At 51.6% G+C, this 17,962-nt stretch carries 15 protein-coding genes; 7 read left to right on the top strand and 8 right to left on the bottom strand.

What is annotated here, in order from left to right; translation table 11 throughout:
* Positions 1-24: 24 nt before the first annotated feature.
* The 3 genes from EHV07_RS08115 to EHV07_RS08125 all read left to right on the top strand — a co-directional run bounded on the left by EHV07_RS08115 (position 25) and on the right by EHV07_RS08125 (position 4,144).
* On the top strand, positions 25-2,214 hold the full coding sequence (locus tag EHV07_RS08115) for a TonB-dependent siderophore receptor (protein WP_147196786.1): 2,190 nt from the start codon (positions 25-27) through the stop codon (positions 2,212-2,214).
* Positions 2,215-2,794: 580 nt separating this feature from the next.
* A complete protein-coding gene (locus EHV07_RS08120) occupies positions 2,795-3,442 on the top strand; it encodes a hypothetical protein (protein WP_147196788.1) in 648 nt (215 codons plus the stop codon).
* 519 nt (positions 3,443-3,961) lie between these two features.
* A complete protein-coding gene (locus tag EHV07_RS08125; RefSeq protein WP_147196790.1) occupies positions 3,962-4,144 on the top strand; it encodes a hypothetical protein in 183 nt (60 codons plus the stop codon).
* Here EHV07_RS08125 and EHV07_RS08130 read toward each other — a convergent pair.
* The gene (locus EHV07_RS08130) at positions 4,113-5,276 is read right to left on the bottom strand and encodes a beta-glucosidase (RefSeq protein WP_147196792.1); all 1,164 of its coding nucleotides are present in this window, start codon (positions 5,274-5,276) and stop codon (positions 4,113-4,115) included. The two genes, EHV07_RS08125 and EHV07_RS08130, sit on opposite strands and share 32 nt — an antisense overlap.
* A 245-nt stretch (positions 5,277-5,521) precedes the next feature.
* Here EHV07_RS08130 and EHV07_RS08135 point away from each other — a divergent pair, with 245 nt between their 5' ends.
* The gene (locus EHV07_RS08135) at positions 5,522-6,994 is read left to right on the top strand and encodes a phospholipase D family protein (protein WP_147196794.1); all 1,473 of its coding nucleotides are present in this window, start codon (positions 5,522-5,524) and stop codon (positions 6,992-6,994) included.
* Positions 6,995-7,035: 41 nt separating this feature from the next.
* On the opposite strand, the gene mdoC is transcribed toward EHV07_RS08135, so the two are convergent.
* Positions 7,036-8,160, bottom strand: coding sequence for a glucans biosynthesis protein MdoC (gene mdoC, locus EHV07_RS08140; protein WP_147196796.1), 1,125 nt, complete (start codon positions 8,158-8,160; stop codon positions 7,036-7,038).
* A gap of 270 nt (positions 8,161-8,430) precedes the next feature.
* Here mdoC and EHV07_RS08145 point away from each other — a divergent pair, with 270 nt between their 5' ends.
* A complete protein-coding gene (locus EHV07_RS08145; protein WP_174822382.1) occupies positions 8,431-9,969 on the top strand; it encodes a glucan biosynthesis protein G in 1,539 nt (512 codons plus the stop codon).
* Positions 9,962-12,523, top strand: coding sequence for a glucans biosynthesis glucosyltransferase MdoH (mdoH, locus tag EHV07_RS08150; RefSeq protein ID WP_147196800.1), 2,562 nt, complete (start codon positions 9,962-9,964; stop codon positions 12,521-12,523). The genes EHV07_RS08145 and mdoH overlap by 8 nt, the downstream gene beginning before the upstream one ends.
* 94 nt (positions 12,524-12,617) lie before the next feature.
* On the opposite strand, the gene EHV07_RS08155 is transcribed toward mdoH, so the two are convergent.
* From EHV07_RS08155 to EHV07_RS08165, 3 genes are all read right to left on the bottom strand, one after another.
* Positions 12,618-13,124, bottom strand: a complete 507-nt coding sequence (locus EHV07_RS08155; RefSeq protein ID WP_147196802.1) for a ferritin-like domain-containing protein — start codon at positions 13,122-13,124, stop codon at positions 12,618-12,620.
* Positions 13,125-13,196: 72 nt separating this feature from the next.
* Positions 13,197-13,673 carry a ferritin-like domain-containing protein gene (locus EHV07_RS08160; protein ID WP_147196804.1) on the bottom strand — a complete coding sequence of 159 codons (477 nt, stop codon included), beginning with the start codon at positions 13,671-13,673 and terminating at the stop codon, positions 13,197-13,199.
* A gap of 381 nt (positions 13,674-14,054) precedes the next feature.
* The gene (locus EHV07_RS08165) at positions 14,055-15,248 is read right to left on the bottom strand and encodes a zinc-dependent alcohol dehydrogenase (RefSeq protein ID WP_147196807.1); all 1,194 of its coding nucleotides are present in this window, start codon (positions 15,246-15,248) and stop codon (positions 14,055-14,057) included.
* Positions 15,249-15,557: 309 nt separating this feature from the next.
* Here EHV07_RS08165 and EHV07_RS08170 point away from each other — a divergent pair, with 309 nt between their 5' ends.
* Complete coding sequence (locus EHV07_RS08170) at positions 15,558-15,776, top strand: YceK/YidQ family lipoprotein (RefSeq protein ID WP_147200566.1); 219 nt, start codon at positions 15,558-15,560, stop codon at positions 15,774-15,776.
* A gap of 6 nt (positions 15,777-15,782) precedes the next feature.
* On the opposite strand, the gene EHV07_RS08175 is transcribed toward EHV07_RS08170, so the two are convergent.
* The 3 genes from EHV07_RS08175 to EHV07_RS08185 all read right to left on the bottom strand — a co-directional run bounded on the left by EHV07_RS08175 (position 15,783) and on the right by EHV07_RS08185 (position 17,953).
* Positions 15,783-16,190 (bottom strand): MysB family protein, encoded by a 408-nt coding sequence (locus EHV07_RS08175; protein WP_147196810.1) that lies wholly within the window; start codon positions 16,188-16,190, stop codon positions 15,783-15,785.
* A 106-nt stretch (positions 16,191-16,296) separates the two neighbouring features.
* Positions 16,297-16,977 (bottom strand): HAD family phosphatase, encoded by a 681-nt coding sequence (locus EHV07_RS08180; protein WP_147196812.1) that lies wholly within the window; start codon positions 16,975-16,977, stop codon positions 16,297-16,299.
* Positions 16,978-17,041: 64 nt separating this feature from the next.
* A complete protein-coding gene (locus tag EHV07_RS08185; RefSeq protein WP_147196814.1) occupies positions 17,042-17,953 on the bottom strand; it encodes a tagatose-bisphosphate aldolase in 912 nt (303 codons plus the stop codon).
* Between the last annotated feature and the right edge of the window lie 9 nt (positions 17,954-17,962).

The raw sequence follows: 17,962 nt of genomic DNA on the forward strand, positions 1-17,962 counted from the left end.
TTGTATTTTTATCAGGGAAACGTAATGAGCCACCTGCTTTCAACCCCTCAGCACTTCAAAATGACCGTGCTTGCCGCGCTGATTAGTTCTGCCGCCGCGCCAGCGCTGGCTGCGACCACCGAGGCCAGCACCAGCGAAAAAACCATGACGGTTGTTGCAACGCCAGAAAACAATTTCACGCCGGGCGGCGATCGGCTGGTGCCTGCCTATCTGGATGGCCAGATCGCCAACGGCGGCCGGATGGGGCTGCTTGGCGAGCAGGACGCGCATAATGTGCCGTTCAACGTCATCGGCTACACCGCAAAAATGATCCAGGATCAGCAGGCCACCACCCTGAAAGAGGTTGTCGCTAACGACGCCTCTGTTCAGAACGTGCAGGGCTATGGCAACTTTGCGGAAACCTACCGTATTCGTGGTTTCGATCTTGATGGCGACGACATGACCTTCGGCGGCCTGCCGGGCGTGATGCCGCGGCAGGTCGTTTCCACGCAGATAGTGGATCGCGTTGAAGTGTTTAAAGGATCGAATGCGCTGGTTAATGGCTCTGCTGCCAGCGGCGTTGGCGGCATGATCAACCTGGAACCCAAACATGCGGATGACACGCCACTGACGCGGCTGGGGGTGGATTACACGTCTGCCTCTCAGGTCGGCACTTCGCTGGATGTAGGGCGTCGCTTTGGTGACAATAATCAGTGGGGCGTACGCGCCAACGTGCTGCACCGTGAAGGCGAAACCGCCGTCGATAACGAGAAGCGTCGCGCAACGGTCGCATCCCTTGGCCTGGATTATCGGGGCGATAAGTTGCGTACCTCGCTGGATCTGGGATATCAGAAACAGGCTTATCACGGTGGGCGCCTGGGGATCAATGTCAGCGGCGTTGATTTCATTCCTGAAGTGCCGCGCGCCACCAGCAACTACAGCCAGAACTGGGTTTACAGCGATATCGAAAGCGAGTTTGGTATGGCGCGTGCAGAGTACGATTTTGCGCCAAACTGGACGGCTTACGCCGGTATGGGCGGACAGCACTCTCATGAAATGGGCGCCTATGCGTCACCGAAATTGACCAGTGCAGACGGCTCCGCAACGATTGGCCGCATGGATACTAACAAAATCGTTGATGCATTTAGCGGCCAGACCGGCGTGCGCGGCAAGTTCAATACCGGCTTCGTCAGCCACAGCGTGAATGTGGGTTATGCCGCGCAGACTAAGCGTGAGAAAACGTCTTACGGTATGGCACTGACTTCAGCCGGCACCAACGTTTACAACACTTCTGCTGTCGCGGCACCTGAGAACACCTATTTTGGCGGCGATCTTGACAATCCTAAGCCCACAAGCCGGATCCGTACGGAAGGCCTGTTGCTGGCCGATACGCTGGGCTTCCTGGATGATAAAGTGCTGCTGACGGCGGGCGTGCGTCATCAAAAAGTGGTGGTGCGTAACTACGCTTACGGCACGGCGGTAGAGGATACCGACTCACGCTTCACCAAGTCGCGCTGGACGCCGGGTTATGGCCTGGTCGTTAAGCCATGGGAAGCGGTTTCCCTGTATGCCAACCACATTGAAGCGCTGCAACCGGGTGAAACCGCCTCAACGGGCGCGCTGAACGTAGGTAAAGTCACCGGTATTTCGCTCTCGAAGCAAAACGAAGTGGGGATGAAGCTGGACACCGGCCGGATTGGCGGCTCGCTGGCGCTGTTTGAGATCAAAAAGCCAGCAGGCATTATCGATCAGCAGACGGGTATGTTTGGCATGTATGGCGAACAGCGTAACCGTGGCGTGGAACTGAACGTCTTCGGTGAGCCGGTTTACGGCGTGCGGCTGAACGGCAGCGCGACCTGGCTGGATCCCAAAATGACCAAAACGGTTAACGGCACCAACGACGGTAAAAATGCCATCGGCGTGGCAAACTTTTATACCGTGCTGAGTGCGGAATATGACATCAAACCGGTTGAGGGATTAACCGCACTGGCCCGCGTAACCCATTCCGGCTCTCAATATGCTGACAGTGCGAACACCAAAAAACTCGACGGTTATACCACGCTGGATCTGGGCCTGCGCTACCGCACGAAGGTACAGGAAAACGACATGACCTGGCGTCTCGGCGTGGAAAACGTCACCAACAAGAAATACTGGTCAGGCGTGGAAAGCTACGGAACCTACATTTATCAGGGCGATCCGCGTGAGCTGAAGCTGTCAATGTCTTACGATTTTTAATCGCTCATTCTTACTGTTAAGGCAGGCTTTATCACGATGCCTGCTCACTTTACGGCACGGGTTCCCGTGCCGTTGCTTTTAGAATATCTCTTTTCATCATTGCCACATCTTAATGGTTTTCCCCCTGTCCCGATCTCTGACTGTTTCACTGTCCACTCATCGCACCGCTCTTATGACAGGGTTACTCTCATCATAAAGTAAATTTTATTTAACATTAAGCCATGATAAGCATTAGGATTTTATTTATTTATTATTGATTGCCATTTTTTTATGCAGCATAACCCTTATTTTTATACGACTTATGGGACTGCCGTCGCAATATGTCATTTTATACGCCATGATAAATATTAATTTTATTTATGTAAAATATTTGTATAATTAATTATATTTAATGTTTTCTTGTTTATCTCTGGGAGAGCAACACGTGGCTGTAACAAGAAAATCGGTCGTAGACAAAGCAGTATCTGATGGGTTATTGAACAGGAGGATCTTGAAAATATGCAGTTTGGTAAGGTCTTTTGGCGGGGATACAACAGTCTCACCGGTACAGGGATTTGTTGATTTCCTCAAGGGTATGGAAATGCTGAATGATGAATACGTCAGAAATGGGATAACCCGGCAAACCCGAGCGCCTTTTCTCTATAACGAAGGGCTTATTGATACAGAAAGCACGCTGTTTTTAGCGCGGAAAGGTGAGGAAATCATTGGCACGGTTAGCCTGCTTTCCAGCACCAACAACCCGATGCCCAGTGAGAAACTTTTTGCTCAAGAGATCGCCGCACTGAATCTGCATAACAGGAAGGTTGTTGAGGTGGGAACGTTGTCGGTAAAAAAAACGCCGGCCGCGGAAAATGTTGTCTTCAGGCTTTACCTGTCGATCATGATGCATGCCATTTTTATCGAACAGGTCGACGATATTTTTATTCAGGTCAAAGAAAAAACCGCCTCGTTTTACATTAATAATTTGCTGTTTGAAAAGGTGGGTACAGCGAAAACACATCCCGACTACCGTAACCTGCAAGCTTCATTGCTCAGAGCCGATGTGAAAAATCTGCGGGAAAAGATCTACGAACAGCAATGCTATGGCGCAAAAGGATGGCTCAGGATATTGCATGGACTGGGTTTACTGGCCGAATTTAAATCTTTTTATCATGAGGAAACGCTAAGCGAACGGTTTAATCTTGGCGAACAGGATGCCGAAGTCTATCGTTACCTCTGCCATCTTTAAACGCATCCCGTCCAGACCGGACGGGATCAATTGTTTACTGTTATTGGCTGTTTCCGCCGACGACTTGATGAGACGAAAGTATTATTAAAAATCTGCCGCAACTGGATAAGAATCAATATTTTCAGAGGGGCCTGTGCTATCATTGCGCTTTCCTGAATTTCAGGTGCAGGAAGCCGGGCAGACAAGGAACGGTCGAAGTATAAATATATTTTATTACCTTAGCCCCGATGTGAATTCAGCTTTATTGCGCCGCGCCTGATTTAGCGCTGCGATTTGACCGATTGAGACTGGCGGTTTAAGACAGGACGTTTCGCCAGCAAGACCGTGGTTAAGATGACTGAACGTCCTGAAAACGATATTCCAAAAGATTCACGTTACCTCCTTGATGACGCCCATTTCGCCATTGTGGTGCTTGCAGTCACCTCTTTTACTCTTATAATCTTTGTTCTCATCATTACTTTACTGATGACGTAGTAGTCCCGAGCCTTGCTGTTTTCACCTGAAGGGAGAAAGACGAGTATGGAAACCAAAGAAGACAGATTGCTGGCTTTGGTTGGGTTGCTGGCTGCTGGCCTGATTACTGTGGTGGTGCTTTTCACCCTGACCTGGTTGTCGGACGTTCGCCGCGCGCCGGCCGAAAACTGGTCCGAAACCTGTATCCCACAAACGCTTACTTCTCCCCAACCGCATTCTTCATCCTGATTTGCTGGCTGCGAATTTCCAGTGCGTAGGGTTCGTTGATAGTGCGATTACCATTGGCATCCGCCAGGCCAAACAGGCCGCCAGGCAAACGTCGGTCGTCAGCCCACGACGGGTAATCAACGGCGGGGAAAATGGAGATACCCTGAATATCCGCTCCCTGAGCGCGCGCCTGGTTAACCTGTTCAACTACGCGTCCCAGCCATGGGGCTCGCATCGTGCCTTCAGCCCCGGTTTCTGCAATCAACATCGGGCGCTGATAACGCAGCCAGACTTCCAGCAGCAGGCTGGCAAGAGGGCGGTATTCGGCCTGCTGTTCATCCAGCGGGTCGCCGTTGGTATACCATTGATTATCTGGATAATAATTTAATCCAATAATATCCAGCAGGCTGTCGTTGCCGCCCAGTTCAGGATGCAGACGGCCGCCAATCATATCCCAGGCTTCATATTGCGCTTCATGCTGGCGGCTGGCTTCAGCCAGATGCTCTTTCATCATGTCCGGTGCAGCAATATGCACCAGCGGATCGGTCAGTACGAAGCGGGCACCGGGCAGTTCCTCACGTATCGCATGCATTGCGGCGACCGAGGCCCTGACCAGTTGCAGTTTCAACTCCCGGCCACGGGCCGTAACGCCGGGATTAAACAGGGCGACTTCCGCTCCCGCCCACGACCAGAAAGAGATTTGATTCATTGGCGTAAAGAAGGGCGCAGAATAGCCCTCATCACGCATCAGTTTTGCCAGCGCCCGGGCGAAATGCGCAAAACGATCGACAAACGCAGGCTGCCAGATATCAAGCTGCGCCGGCCAGCCAAAGTGGGCCAGCTCCCAGATGACCTCCAGACCATTGTTTTCGGCGGCGTGCAGCATAGATAAAAATGTCGACCAGTCGTATTCGCCAGGTTTTTGCTCAATCAGATACCAGCGAGCGCTGTCCCGGGCGGTTAACAGCTGATGAGTCGCTAACAGCGCGTAGTCTTTGTCCAGCAGGGTATCGTGGCCGCTGTTAATCACCAGATCGACCCGTTTACCTTCGCCACGGCAGGCGGTGGAGCAGGCGAAACTGCCCTGAAAGAAGCTTTTAAACAGCGGTGCGTGATGCCCTTGAGGCAACATTTCATGCGGTTGATGCTTCATGATGCTTTCCTCATGACGGAGGCGCTCGGCCTGGATATGGGCTAAGTCTAGTCCAAATGCTCCCGCAGGCCTTTTTTCACCGGCAGGTTGGTTAAAGAAACGTTAAGAGCGCCGCAATCAGAACTGTCGCATGACAATTAAACGCAACCGGAACGATAATGCATCCGGTAGACTGGTCTTCGCCGTTCGTTTCAAGACGGAAGCGGGTGAACGCCCAATAATGTTGAATGCACTAAGGATCCCATGTGACCGAAGCTTTTACCGCAGAAGTTGGCGGCACCCCTGATGAAGAGACAACCCTGACCCGTGCTGTCGCCTCGCTGGTGCAAAACCATCCTGAAGACAGTGGGATTCATCCGCTGGAAGAGGGATTGAACGCGTTCGCCGCCCGTTATCAACTGATGACGATGGCGGAGCATACCCTGGATATCCAGTACTATATTTGGCAGAACGATATGTCCGGGCGTTTGCTATTCAGCGCCGTGCTTGATGCGGCCGATCGCGGCGTGAAAGTGCGTCTGCTGCTGGATGACAACAACACCATGGGGCTGGATAAAACGCTGAGCGAACTGAGCCGCCACCGCAATATTCAGGTGCGGCTGTTTAACCCGTTCTCGTTTCGTACGCTGCGAATGTTAGGTTATCTTTCTGATTTTGCACGTTTAAATCGGAGAATGCACAACAAAAGCTTTACCGTCGATCGGGAAGCGACGATTGTGGGTGGTCGCAATATCGGCGATGAGTATTTTGGCGCAGGGGAAGAGCCGCTGTTTTCCGATCTCGACGTGCTGGCCATTGGGCCGGTGGTTGAAGAAGTGACTGACGACTTTGAACGTTACTGGCAAAGTCGGGCCGTAAAACCCTTCAGCAAAGTGGTGGATATTGAGCAAAAAGCGGATCGCGCCGCGATTACCCTGCCTGATGAGTGGCGCAGCGATCCTCAGGTCGAGCGCTATCTTCAGCGTATTGAAGCCTCTTCTTTTGCCACGCAGCTGGCGAAAGGCGAACTGGAACTGACCTGGGCACGCACCCGCCTGTTAAGCGACGATCCGCGTAAAGGGCTGGGCCGTGCAAAAGCCTCCTCGCTCTTACCGCAACGTATGCTGGAAGTCATCGGCAAACCCGAGAAGCAGTTCGACATTATTTCCGCCTATTTTGTCCCCACTCGTGCGGGCGTGGCGCAGCTGCTGGCTTTAAGAAGAAAAGGGGTCAAAATTGCCATCCTGACCAATTCTCTGGCAGCAAATGATGTTTCAGTCGTCCATGCGGGCTATGCCAAGTGGCGGAAAAAACTGCTGCGCCATGGCGTAACGCTTTACGAGCTGAAGCCCCATTCCGACACGCGCGATACGCCACACGACCGGGGCTTGACCGGTAATTCAGGGTCAAGTTTACACGCCAAAACCTTCAGCGTGGATAACGAGAAGGTTTTTATTGGCTCCTTCAACTTCGATCCGCGCTCGGCGATGTTAAACACCGAAATGGGCTTTGTGATCGAGAGTGAAAAACTTGCCGCCAGCATTCACCAGCGTTTTGTCAGCAGGATGCGCGATCGTGCATGGACGCTGCGGCTGGACAAATGGGGAAGGGTAAACTGGGTGGAGTATCCGGGCGAAGGAGAAAAAGAATGGGTACACCGGCATGAACCCCGCACCCGTTTTATTCAGCGGTTACTCGTGCGTTTGGTGTGGCGACTGCCGATAGAGTGGCTGCTCTGATCCTGCCCGGTCTGAACCGGGCAGAAGCAGAGTGCCGTATTTTACCTTTGCGGCTTCCCGGAAAACAGGAAGCGCAGCAACGGGATGCGCAGATGGATCTCGTAAAGAATAAAGGCAATACCGAAAACAAAGGCCAGGCCAGTGAAAAAGCCCAGCGTGTTATTACCGATGTGCGGCACCACGAAAATTCCGTACAGGATGGTCAGCGGATGGTGTACCAGATAGATAAACAGCGAGGCATTAACCAGATAGGTTACGCGCGGTGAATGAGAATTCAGAAAGCGGTGGCCCAACGAGAACACCACATTCACCATCCACAATCCCATCATCATCGACACTATCGCATCGATTTCATACAGCCAGCCCTCTCCTTTACTCCAGGTCTGATTTGCCACATAGGCAACGAAAGCCAGCGCCGAGCCGATAAATGTCCAGGGGACAGGTTTAACCAGCAATGCTTTAATCGCCGGATATTTCCATGCCATTGCGCCAAGTACAAAGAAGGGTAAGAAGAACAGTGATTGCATAAAGGCATAGTTAAACAAGCCATTACTCAACAGCTGCGGCTCGAATATAAACAGAAAACGACGTACTGCACCCCAGCCAAGGCTACAAAGCAAAATAGCGAAGCTGAGTTTGGTCCAGTTAATATCGGCATAATCTTTTGCCGGGCGCTGAGCATCCCGCAGCCATTTAAACATCGCCATTCCGGCAACAGTCAGGACCACCAGCACCAGTAAAAACCAGAGATGAGAAATTAAATCCCAGGAGAGGGCATTGAACTTTTGATAAAGCGTCAGGTTGCTCCAGTCGCCGATCTTCGTCGTCCAGGCTTTTATCATAAAAAATTGAGGTACTGTCAGCAGCGGTATCGCCGCCAGCATAGGAATGCCAACACGCTCCAGACGCACTTTCAGCCAGTGCCTCGACGCATATTTCAAAAAAAGCATATAGGAAAAATAACCGGAAATGACAAAGAAGACCTGCATGCGAAAAGCATGAATAAAATCATTTAACAACGTCAGCCATTCGGAGGACGCCAGGCTATTTACTGACCATGCCTGGCTCGAATAAATCAGGGAGACGTGAAACGGCACGCCCAAAAGCATCAGATAAGCCCGGATCGAATCAAAAAAATATTCTCGTTGCTGTGTTTTTTCCGTCATATTCATCCCATATTCAACGTGTTACAGCGTTTGCTCGCCCTGAGCCACGCTAAAGCTTACCGCTTACTCTAGTTGAGAAAACACGGGTATACTATCAGGGGAATCTGTATCCGCTAAGCACTTGAGAACAGGGCGCTAAAAGCAACAAATGAGAGGAACAAAAACGTTGTTGAGCTGTCGGAATGCTGAATTATCCATTAAGATGGATGGGATTGATTTAAGCACACGAAAGGGGGGGATGTGCTGATTAAAATGAAAAATAAGCCAGAACTGATGAAATTGCGCTTACTTGGTGCAACAGTTTTGCTGTCAATGTATGCCAGTTCAAGCTGGGCTTTTAGCATTGATGACGTCGCAAAACAGGCGAAAGATTTGGCAGGGAAAGGGTACGAAGCGCCAAAAAGCAATTTGCCTTCCCAATTGCGCGATATGAAATATGCTGATTATCAGCAGATCCAGTTCAATCGCGATAAAGCCTGGTGGAGTAAGCTGAAGACCCCGTTCAAGCTGGAGTTTTACCATCAGGGCATGTATTTCGATACGCCAGTGCAAATTAATGAAGTGACCGCCACCAGCGTGCACGAGATTAAATACTCGCCGGATTATTTTAATTTCGGCAACGTTAAGCACGATCCTGAAACGGTCAAAAATCTGGGCTTTGCCGGATTTAAAGTTCTCTATCCGTTAAACAGTAAAAACAAGAAAGACGACGAGATTACCAGCTTCCTGGGCGCCAGCTACTTCCGCGTTATCGGCGCGGGTCAGGTATATGGCCTTTCTTCTCGTGGTCTGGCTATTGATACGGCGCTGCCGTCCGGCGAAGAGTTCCCACGCTTTAAAGCATTTTGGGTGGAACGGCCTAAACCGTCTGACAAGCATCTGGTTATCTATGCGCTGCTGGATTCGCCACGTGCCTCCGGTGCCTATCGCTTTACCATCACGCCAGGCAAAGAATCGACTGTTGACGTGCAGTCTAAAGTCTACCTGCGCGATAAAGTGGGCAAGCTGGGCGTAGCGCCACTCACCAGCATGTTCCTGTTTGGTCCAAGCCAGCCATCCACGCAGGTGAACTACCGTCCGGCGCTGCATGACTCTAACGGGCTTTCTATTCACGCCGGTAACGGTGAGTGGATCTGGCGTCCGCTGAACAACCCAAGGCATCTGGCGGTGAGCACCTTTACCGTTGAGAATCCACAAGGCTTTGGTTTGCTGCAACGCGGCCGTGATTTTGCCAAATATCAGGATCTGGACGATCGTTACGATCTGCGCCCAAGCGGCTGGATCGAACCGCAGGGTAAATGGGGTAAAGGCCATATCGAACTGGTTGAAATCCCAACGGCAGATGAAACCAACGACAACATCGTGGCTTTCTGGACGCCGGAAACCCTGCCTGAACCAGGCAAAGAGATGAACTTCAAATACCGCCTGCATTTCACGCGTGATGAGAACCAGCTGCACTCGGCGGACACCGCCTTTGTGAAAGATACGCTGCGTTCAACTGGCGACGTGAAGCAGTCCAACCTGGTTCGCCAGCCGGACGGCACCGTGGCCTTTGTCGTCGACTTTACCGGTCAGGATATGAGTAAACTGCCGGAGAATACGCCGGTAACGCCACAGGTGAGCATCGGTAACAACGGCGAGCTGGTGGAAAACAGCGTGCGTTACAACCCTGTTACCAAAGGGTGGCGTCTGATCATGCGCCTGCGCGTGAAAGACAACAAACAGCCTACGGAAATGCGTGCTGCGCTGGTTAACGGTGACAAGACGCTGACGGAAACCTGGAGCTATCAGTTGCCTGCCAATGAATAAGTCTACTGCTCTACCCACTGAATACATTGATGCGTTGCCCCTTTCCGAGCCGCGGAAAGGGGCGCTGCGCGAGACGCTGTCCACGCAGTCGGATAATGCCTTCAGCGAGCTACATCAGTCGCTGAGTGGAAAAGATTCGGCGGTGGAGCGTCCCGACGACGCGCCTCTGGAGTCGGTCAAATCACGTATTGAGATGACGTGGCCAGACTCCGTGGGCAAAGGGGAACAGTTCGCTGAAGACCCGCTGCATCGCACTACGCTGAAGGCTATGCCGAAGCACACCCGTTCTTCCATGTACCCGGAAGCCTGGCGCACTAACCCTGTTGGTCGCGCCTGGGACTCCCTGCGTGGTCGTAAATCGAAGCCTCGCTATGCCAATGCGGAAGAGCAGCGTTCGGAAGAAAAATGGCGTCATGTCGGTTCGATTCGTCGCTATATTCTGCTGCTTCTGACCATTGCACAGACGGTGATCGCCACCTGGTACATGAAAACCATTTTGCCTTATCAGGGCTGGGCGCTGATCGATCCGATGGAAATGATCAACCAGAACTGGCAGCAATCCGTATTGCAGATCCTGCCTTACGTGCTGCAAACGGGGATCCTGTTCCTGTTTGCCGTGCTGTTCTGCTGGGTCTCAGCGGGGTTCTGGACCGCGCTGATGGGCTTCCTGCAACTGCTGATAGGTAAAGATAAATACAGCATTTCATATAACAGTAACGATCAGGATCCGATTAACCCGGAACACCGCACCGCGCTGATTATGCCAATCTGTAATGAAGACGTTGAGCGCGTATTTGCGGGCCTGCGTGCTACCTGGGAATCCGTGGTCAGAACGGGTGAACAGCAGCACTTTGACGTCTACATTCTCAGCGACAGCTACAATCCGGATATCGCCCTGGCTGAACAAAAAGCCTGGATGGAGCTGGTGCGTGATGTCGGCGGGGAAGGGCGTATCTTCTATCGCCGTCGTCGTCGTCGTGTGAAGCGTAAGAGCGGTAATATCGATGACTTCTGCCGCCGTTGGGGCAGCCAGTACAGCTATATGGTGGTGCTGGATGCGGACAGCGTGATGAGCGGTGAGTGTCTCACCGGTCTGGTGCGCATGATGGAAGCCAATCCGAACGCCGGTATTATCCAGTCTTCGCCAAAAGCGTCAGGCATGGATACGCTGTATGCGCGTTGCCAGCAGTTCGCCACGCGCGTCTACGGTCCGCTGTTTACGGCGGGTCTGCACTTCTGGCAGTTGGGTGAATCGCACTACTGGGGTCATAACGCTATTATCCGCGTGAAGCCGTTCATTGAGCACTGTGCCTTAGCGCCGCTGCCTGGTGAAGGTTCTTTTGCCGGTTCGATATTGTCGCATGACTTCGTGGAAGCCGCGCTGATGCGTCGTGCTGGCTGGGGCGTATGGATTGCTTACGATCTGCCGGGTTCCTACGAGGAACTGCCGCCAAACCTGCTGGACGAGCTGAAGCGCGACCGTCGCTGGTGTCACGGCAACCTGATGAACTTCCGTCTGTTCCTGGTAAAAGGGATGCACCCGGTACACCGTGCGGTGTTCCTGACCGGCGTAATGTCCTATCTGTCTGCACCCTTGTGGTTTATGTTCCTGGCGCTTTCTACTGCCTTACAGGTGGTGCATACGCTAATGGAACCGACCTACTTCCTGCAGCCGAGACAGTTGTTCCCGGTCTGGCCGCAGTGGCGTCCGGAACTGGCGATAGCGCTGTTCTCCACCACCATGGTTCTGCTGTTCCTGCCGAAGCTGCTCAGTATCATTCTGATCTGGTTCAAGGGCGCAAAACCTTATGGCGGGATCCTGCGCGTGACCCTTTCTCTGTTCCTGGAAGTCCTGTTCTCAGTCCTGCTGGCACCGGTACGTATGCTGTTCCATACCGTGTTTGTGGTCAGCGCGTTTCTCGGTTGGGAAGTGGTCTGGAACTCTCCGCAGCGTGATGATGATGCAACGCCATGGAGCGAGGCTTTTAAACGCCACGGTTCACAGATGGCATTGGGCATTGTTTGGGCCGCAGGCATGGGCTGGCTGGATCTGAACTTCCTGTGGTGGCTGGCACCGATCGTCTTCTCACTGATCCTGTCGCCATTCGTGTCGGTATTTTCCAGCCGGTCAACAACCGGTTTGGCCTCTAAGCGCGCAAAACTGTTCCTGATCCCGGAAGAGTTTGAGCCGCCAAGAGAGCTGGTTGATACCGAGCGTTACAATCAGCTGAATCGCGAGCGTGCGCTGAAAGATGGCTTTATGCATGCGTTGTTTAACCCATCGTTTAACGCCCTGGCAAGCGCAATGGCAACGTCGCGTCACCTGAAAAGCGAGATTCTTGAGTTTGCCCGCGATCGCCGTGTTGAACAGGCGCTGAGCGAATCGCCAGCTAAACTGGATCGGGATCGTCGCCTGGCGCTGATCAGCGACCCGGTAACGTTGTCGCGGATGCATTACCGCTTGTGGCAAAATGCCGACAAGTATCACGACTGGTTTGATTATTACCGGTCGCTGAAAATGAATCCTCTGGCGATCCAGTCAACGAAACTGTAGGTTCTTTTGGCCCGTGAAGGGCCATCAGCAACAAAAACCGGGAACAAGGGTTCCCGGTTTTTTTATGTCAACAACAAAGAGTTACGTGAGGCGGCTAGACTTTCGCTTCCACGCCAGGTGCCGCCGAACGCACCATAAACTGCTCGGTAACGTCAGGCAAGTGAGTCAGGCACCAGTCGGCCATTGCCACTTCCTGTTCGCGAATTTGTGCAAAGATCTTCGCCCCCTCAGTATCGCCGACCAGCTCGGCCGCCGCAATCAATGAGGTGTAGTTGGCGATTTCGAAATTCTCGAAGACGTAACCGCTGATCGCGCCTTTCACGACTTCATCATCGGCCAGCATGCCACCCATGGCCTGTCCAAGCGCGGTTAATTTACCTACCGCATCTTTCAGGGTGGAGTGAGAGGTATCGTAACGGTCAATAACGGACTGAACCAACACCTGCTGCTGACGCGTCTCTTCAATATGTTGTTCAATGCGGGCTTTGAGGTCCGGGTAATGCTCCAGACGTCCGGCCATTTTTTCCAGCATGCTTTCGGCCTGTTTTTCCATGGCATGTGCATCTTTTACCCATGCCAGATAATTCTCTTGGTGAGTCATAAAAAGTACCTCTTTTAATTTTTTTCAGACACGCCTTGCAGGCGTGAGATTTAAGGTTGCCGCCGATGTTTATTAAGGCTGTTGTTCAGCGATACCCGTCAGTTTTTCATCTGTGGCTTTTTCTTCTGCCAGCGTTTCTGCCAGCAGCTTTGCTGCATCCTGATAGCCGAGTTTCACGGCCATCGCGTAGAGCGTGCCGTAAGTCGCGATTTCATAATGTTCAACTTTTTGCGCCGCGCCGATCAGCCCGGCATCCCTGACGGGACCTGCCTCAACCGAATCGATAATTTCCTGAGCTTCTTCTGCAAGTCCCTCAAGCGCATGACACTTCATACGTTTGATCCGCACGCCTTCGGTACTTTCTACCAGCTGATCGAGTCGCTCAATTTGCCCGTGGGTTTCTTCAAGATGCTGTTTAAACGCGGCAACAAGCTTTTCATCAGTTGCCGCGCGGGCCATTTTAGGCAGAGCCCGGGTGATCTGTTTTTCTGCACTGTAAATATCTGATAAGTCGTGAATGAACAGATCTTCCATCGTTTTAATCGTCATTATTTGCTCCGGTCAGGTAGAGGTAAAAGGAAATAAGAAAAAACAGGAGGACTTTAGAACAAGGTTAGCTTATTATTTTCATTCCTGTGGAAAAGAGTAAGTTCAATATTTAATTTAAGCGGGTAAAAAGGACAGTTAACAGGTGGATTTGAAGCGGAACTCTAACCGATTCATCAGGTTAGACGTGGCGTTGAAAGAAAAAAAACGATGGAAAAATATTATTGATCTAGCCACATTTAAAATTTCTGAAATAAATAAGAACATGATGATAGTAAATTACATTAATCTGTTAATCATTTAGTCCGCCATGAAATAAAATTTCACTGGCGGACCGTTAATAAATTTTTCAAGTCGGGAATTATCGAATTTCATGTCCAGTTTTCAGAGCGTTGCGTGCTCCACGTTCAGCCCGGGTATCAGAATAATTTTTCGGCACTCTTCCTCACGTTTTTCGAAAATTTTATAGCCGCGTGCCGCATCCTCAAGCGGCAGATGATGGGTTACAATCTCTTCCGGCTTTAAATGGCCTTGTTCTATAAGCTGAAGCAGATCGGGAAGGTAAGCATGCACATGCGTTTGTCCCATCTTGAAAGTCAGTCCTTTATCGAACGCATCGCCAAAGAGGAAACCGTGGATAAAGCCTGCATAAACGCCCGGCACGCTGACGATGCCGCCTCGTCGTACGGCGGCGATGCACTGACGAAGCGCCTTGCCGCTGCTGCCTTCAAGCTTCAAATTACTTAATACGGTCTCGGTCAGACTGCCTTTCGCTTCAAAGCCCACCGCATCAATCACCGCATCCACACCGCGGTGCCCGGCGCTATGTTCAATAATCCAGGCAGCAGGATCGTCATTATCATCAAAATTGATGGGGATCACACCGTAGCGTTCGCGGGCAAATTCAAGGCGATAAGGATGGTGATCGATCATGAAAATCTGTTCTGCACCGGCCAATCGTGCACAGGCCGCGCTTAACAATCCAACCGGACCTGCACCAAAGATCGCTACGCTTGACCCTTTCTTAAGCTCCGCATTTTTAACGGCCTGCCACGCCGTTGGCAAAATATCGGAAAGAAACAGTACCTTCTCATCCGCCAGCGTATCAGGGACTTTAAACGGTCCGGTATTGGCTTTGGGCACCCGAACATATTCCGCCTGACCACCGGGGACGCCACCATACAATTTACTGTAACCAAACAGCGCCGCAGGTGGGGTAATGCTTTTGCGATTTAAGGTTGCGCCCTTGCCGCTGTTGGTATTTTCGCAGGCCGCATACTGGTGCAGATGGCAGAAAAAACAGTCGCCGCAGGCAATGACGAAAGGAATAACAACCCGATCGCCTTTCGCTACGTTAGTTACCCCGCTGCCCGTTTCGACAACTTCACCCATAAATTCATGACCAAAAATATCACCGTGATGCGTACCAGGAATTTTGCCCCGGTAGAGGTGCAGGTCAGAACCACAAATTGCCGTAGCGGTTACACGCAAAATAATATCATCGGGCGCTTCGATACCAGGATCGGGCATAGTATCGACACTAACCCGATGTGGGCCATGATAAGTCAGGGCTTTCATAGGCTCAGCTCCGGTTATGGATCGGAAGAGGGAGAAAAATTGGGACGATCGGTGAAGAGGCGGTTCTTTTTAAGCGCATTACCTGGTCCTTATACTCAGACAAAGTTAATAAAGCATAGAACAAGAATGCAGTTTCAATTGTTGATTGTCCGTGATGCAGGCGATGAACAATGTCATGTAGGGTGAGGCGGGAAGAAGTGATATTTACACTATTTTTGCGTTTTCAGGTCATCGTTGCGCAAACTGTTCCTGTACAATGGCGCGTTTTTTATTCAGTAAGAGGAAATAATAGTGACGCTTTTACGTAGCATGCTGGTGGGAATGTCTATTCTGACCCTGACCGGATGCGGCAGTATTATTAGCCGGACGTTTCCGGGGCAGGGCCACAGCAACCAGTATTATCCTGGCGTGCAGTGGGATGTCCGTGATACGCCCTGGCGCTTTCTGACCATTATCGATCTCCCGCTGTCGCTGGTGGTCGATACTTTGCTGCTGCCTGTTGATGCGCATCACGGACCTTATGAGTAAGGTCGGTTACTCCCAGCGATCGGCCCGATCGGAATCGCTGTTATCGTCTTCCCACTCTTCCGCCGCGGCTTTACCTTCTTCAGTATCGGCTGGCGGTTCGAGCTGGAACTCGCCCTCGTCCCATTCATGCAGCGTATTTTCCGGCAGCCATTCCTGACGCAGTTCGATCTCATCGAAATCGCCGTCGAAAATAGCCTGTGCGGCTTCACCACTGCGCAGCGCCAGACATTCTCCCTCATCGCTCTCGTCGGTAAAGAACTCGGCCTGCCACATGATATCGCCGTCCTGCATAACATATTTTTGCAGGTTGAACTGGCTTACGGATGCATCATCTTCTTCCAGCTCTGGATTAGCGGCCAGGTACTCTTCACGTGCGGCGTCAATAGCCTCTTCCAGCGTTGCATACATGCTCATGGGGTTTCTCCGTAACAAAATTTGCAGGTTTATGAAGGATAGTCGAAGATCTGAGGGGGTAAAACGTGGAGCGAAAAAAAAATTATTAGGGATTTGTTTAATATTATTAATCAGTTACAGGCGGCCGGGCAATCTGTGCAGGCAGCTGATACATCGAATCTATCACCACATCGGCTCCAGCCGCTTTCAGTCGCTCCGCATGATCGCGCCAGGTATGTGCGCCACCGGTAAAGCCTGCAACATACATCCCTGCACGTTTTGCGGCCGTTACGCCATGTACGGAATCTTCAATAACCAGCGTGTTTTCAGGGACAGCTCGCATAACCGCCGCGGCATGAAGGAAGATATCGGGCTGCGGTTTACCGCGATTTGGCCCAAGATCGACAGCCGAGAAGACAGAGCCGGGAAACAACGACTTCAGCCCTACGTGCGTTAACATAAAATCGAGCTGTTCCCGACCCGAATTAGAACAAATGCATTTAGGATAATCCAGCTGGCTGATAACCTCGTACGTGCCGGTAATGCGCCTTAATTTTTCCTCAAATTCGCTATATAAAGCGTTATAAAATGTCTGATGAAGCGTATCGGGAAGGTTAACGCCGCTTTCTTCGCGCACTTTTGTTATCAGCTCATTCCACGCCAGCCCGCTGTAATGCGTGCAGAACGCCTCAAGGCCGATAACAACGCCGTGCTGCTCAAGCAGCGCGCGGGTAAGATTGATGCCGATAATTTCTGAATCAACCAGCACGCCATCACAGTCAAAAATAATCAGATCGAGTTGTTTCATCTGCTCTTCCTGAAGGGGGCTGGTCACGGCAAAAGCACGTGACCAGCCAGGGATAAACGGCAATTTATGCCGGCACCAGCACTTTTTTATGCTTATGCAGCAGCTGCTGAATATCCCGCAGCCGTCCTACGGCAACGGAAGAAAGCTTCTCTTTGGAGACGTTGCGGTCCAGTGAAATGCAGTCTTTCCACAGTGAGCGTCCGGCAATAACGCCTGAAGCACCATTGCGCAGAGAAATATCAACCTGCCGGAGAAAAGTCTGGTGATCGACACCCGCAGAAAGCACGGCCCAGGGAATATCGCCGCAAATCTCTGTTACCTTAGCGCAGGCCGTTTCCGTGCCAGGATAGGGAATTTTCAGCACCTTGGAACCGCAATCAATACAGGCCTGACAGCCGTCCTGAATCAGCTGCGGAATTTTACTTTGATAAACGTCACTGCTCTCATTTTCCAGTTGATAAGTCAGGAACTCCACCACCAGCAGCAGATCCTCGCGAGCAAAATCGGCAATGACTTCACGCAGCGTAGCAAGATTAGCGGTGTTCGCTTCCGGCGTATCCATACGCAGATAAATCATAATTTTACCACCGGTCGCGCCCAGTTCACGGACTTTACGGGCGTTAACGCCCTCGACCATTTTAGAGATGCGGTATCCCTGCGGTGACGTATCCCAGCCGGAAGCGTCCAGCCCGACCAGTAAGCCGGTATTGCGCGGCACTACATCCTCATCAACGATACCCGGCACGGCACAAATCGGATCAACCAGTACGCAGCCTGCTTCGGCGGCAAGATAACGGGTAATATCGTATTTGGTCTTGCCCAACGTTTCATTGCTAATTTTTGCCTGCTCTTCTGGCGTAGCGGCTAACAACGTTCGCATACCGCCACGCTGGTCACAGGCGACGACCATCATCGATCCCGTAGCATCACAGATCATTTGATAACCACGACGTTCGGCTGTTGTCATTTTATTCATTAGAGTAAA

The sequence above is a fragment of the Pantoea sp. CCBC3-3-1 genome (assembly GCF_007981265.1).
In the GTDB taxonomy this organism is placed as follows: domain Bacteria; phylum Pseudomonadota; class Gammaproteobacteria; order Enterobacterales; family Enterobacteriaceae; genus Erwinia.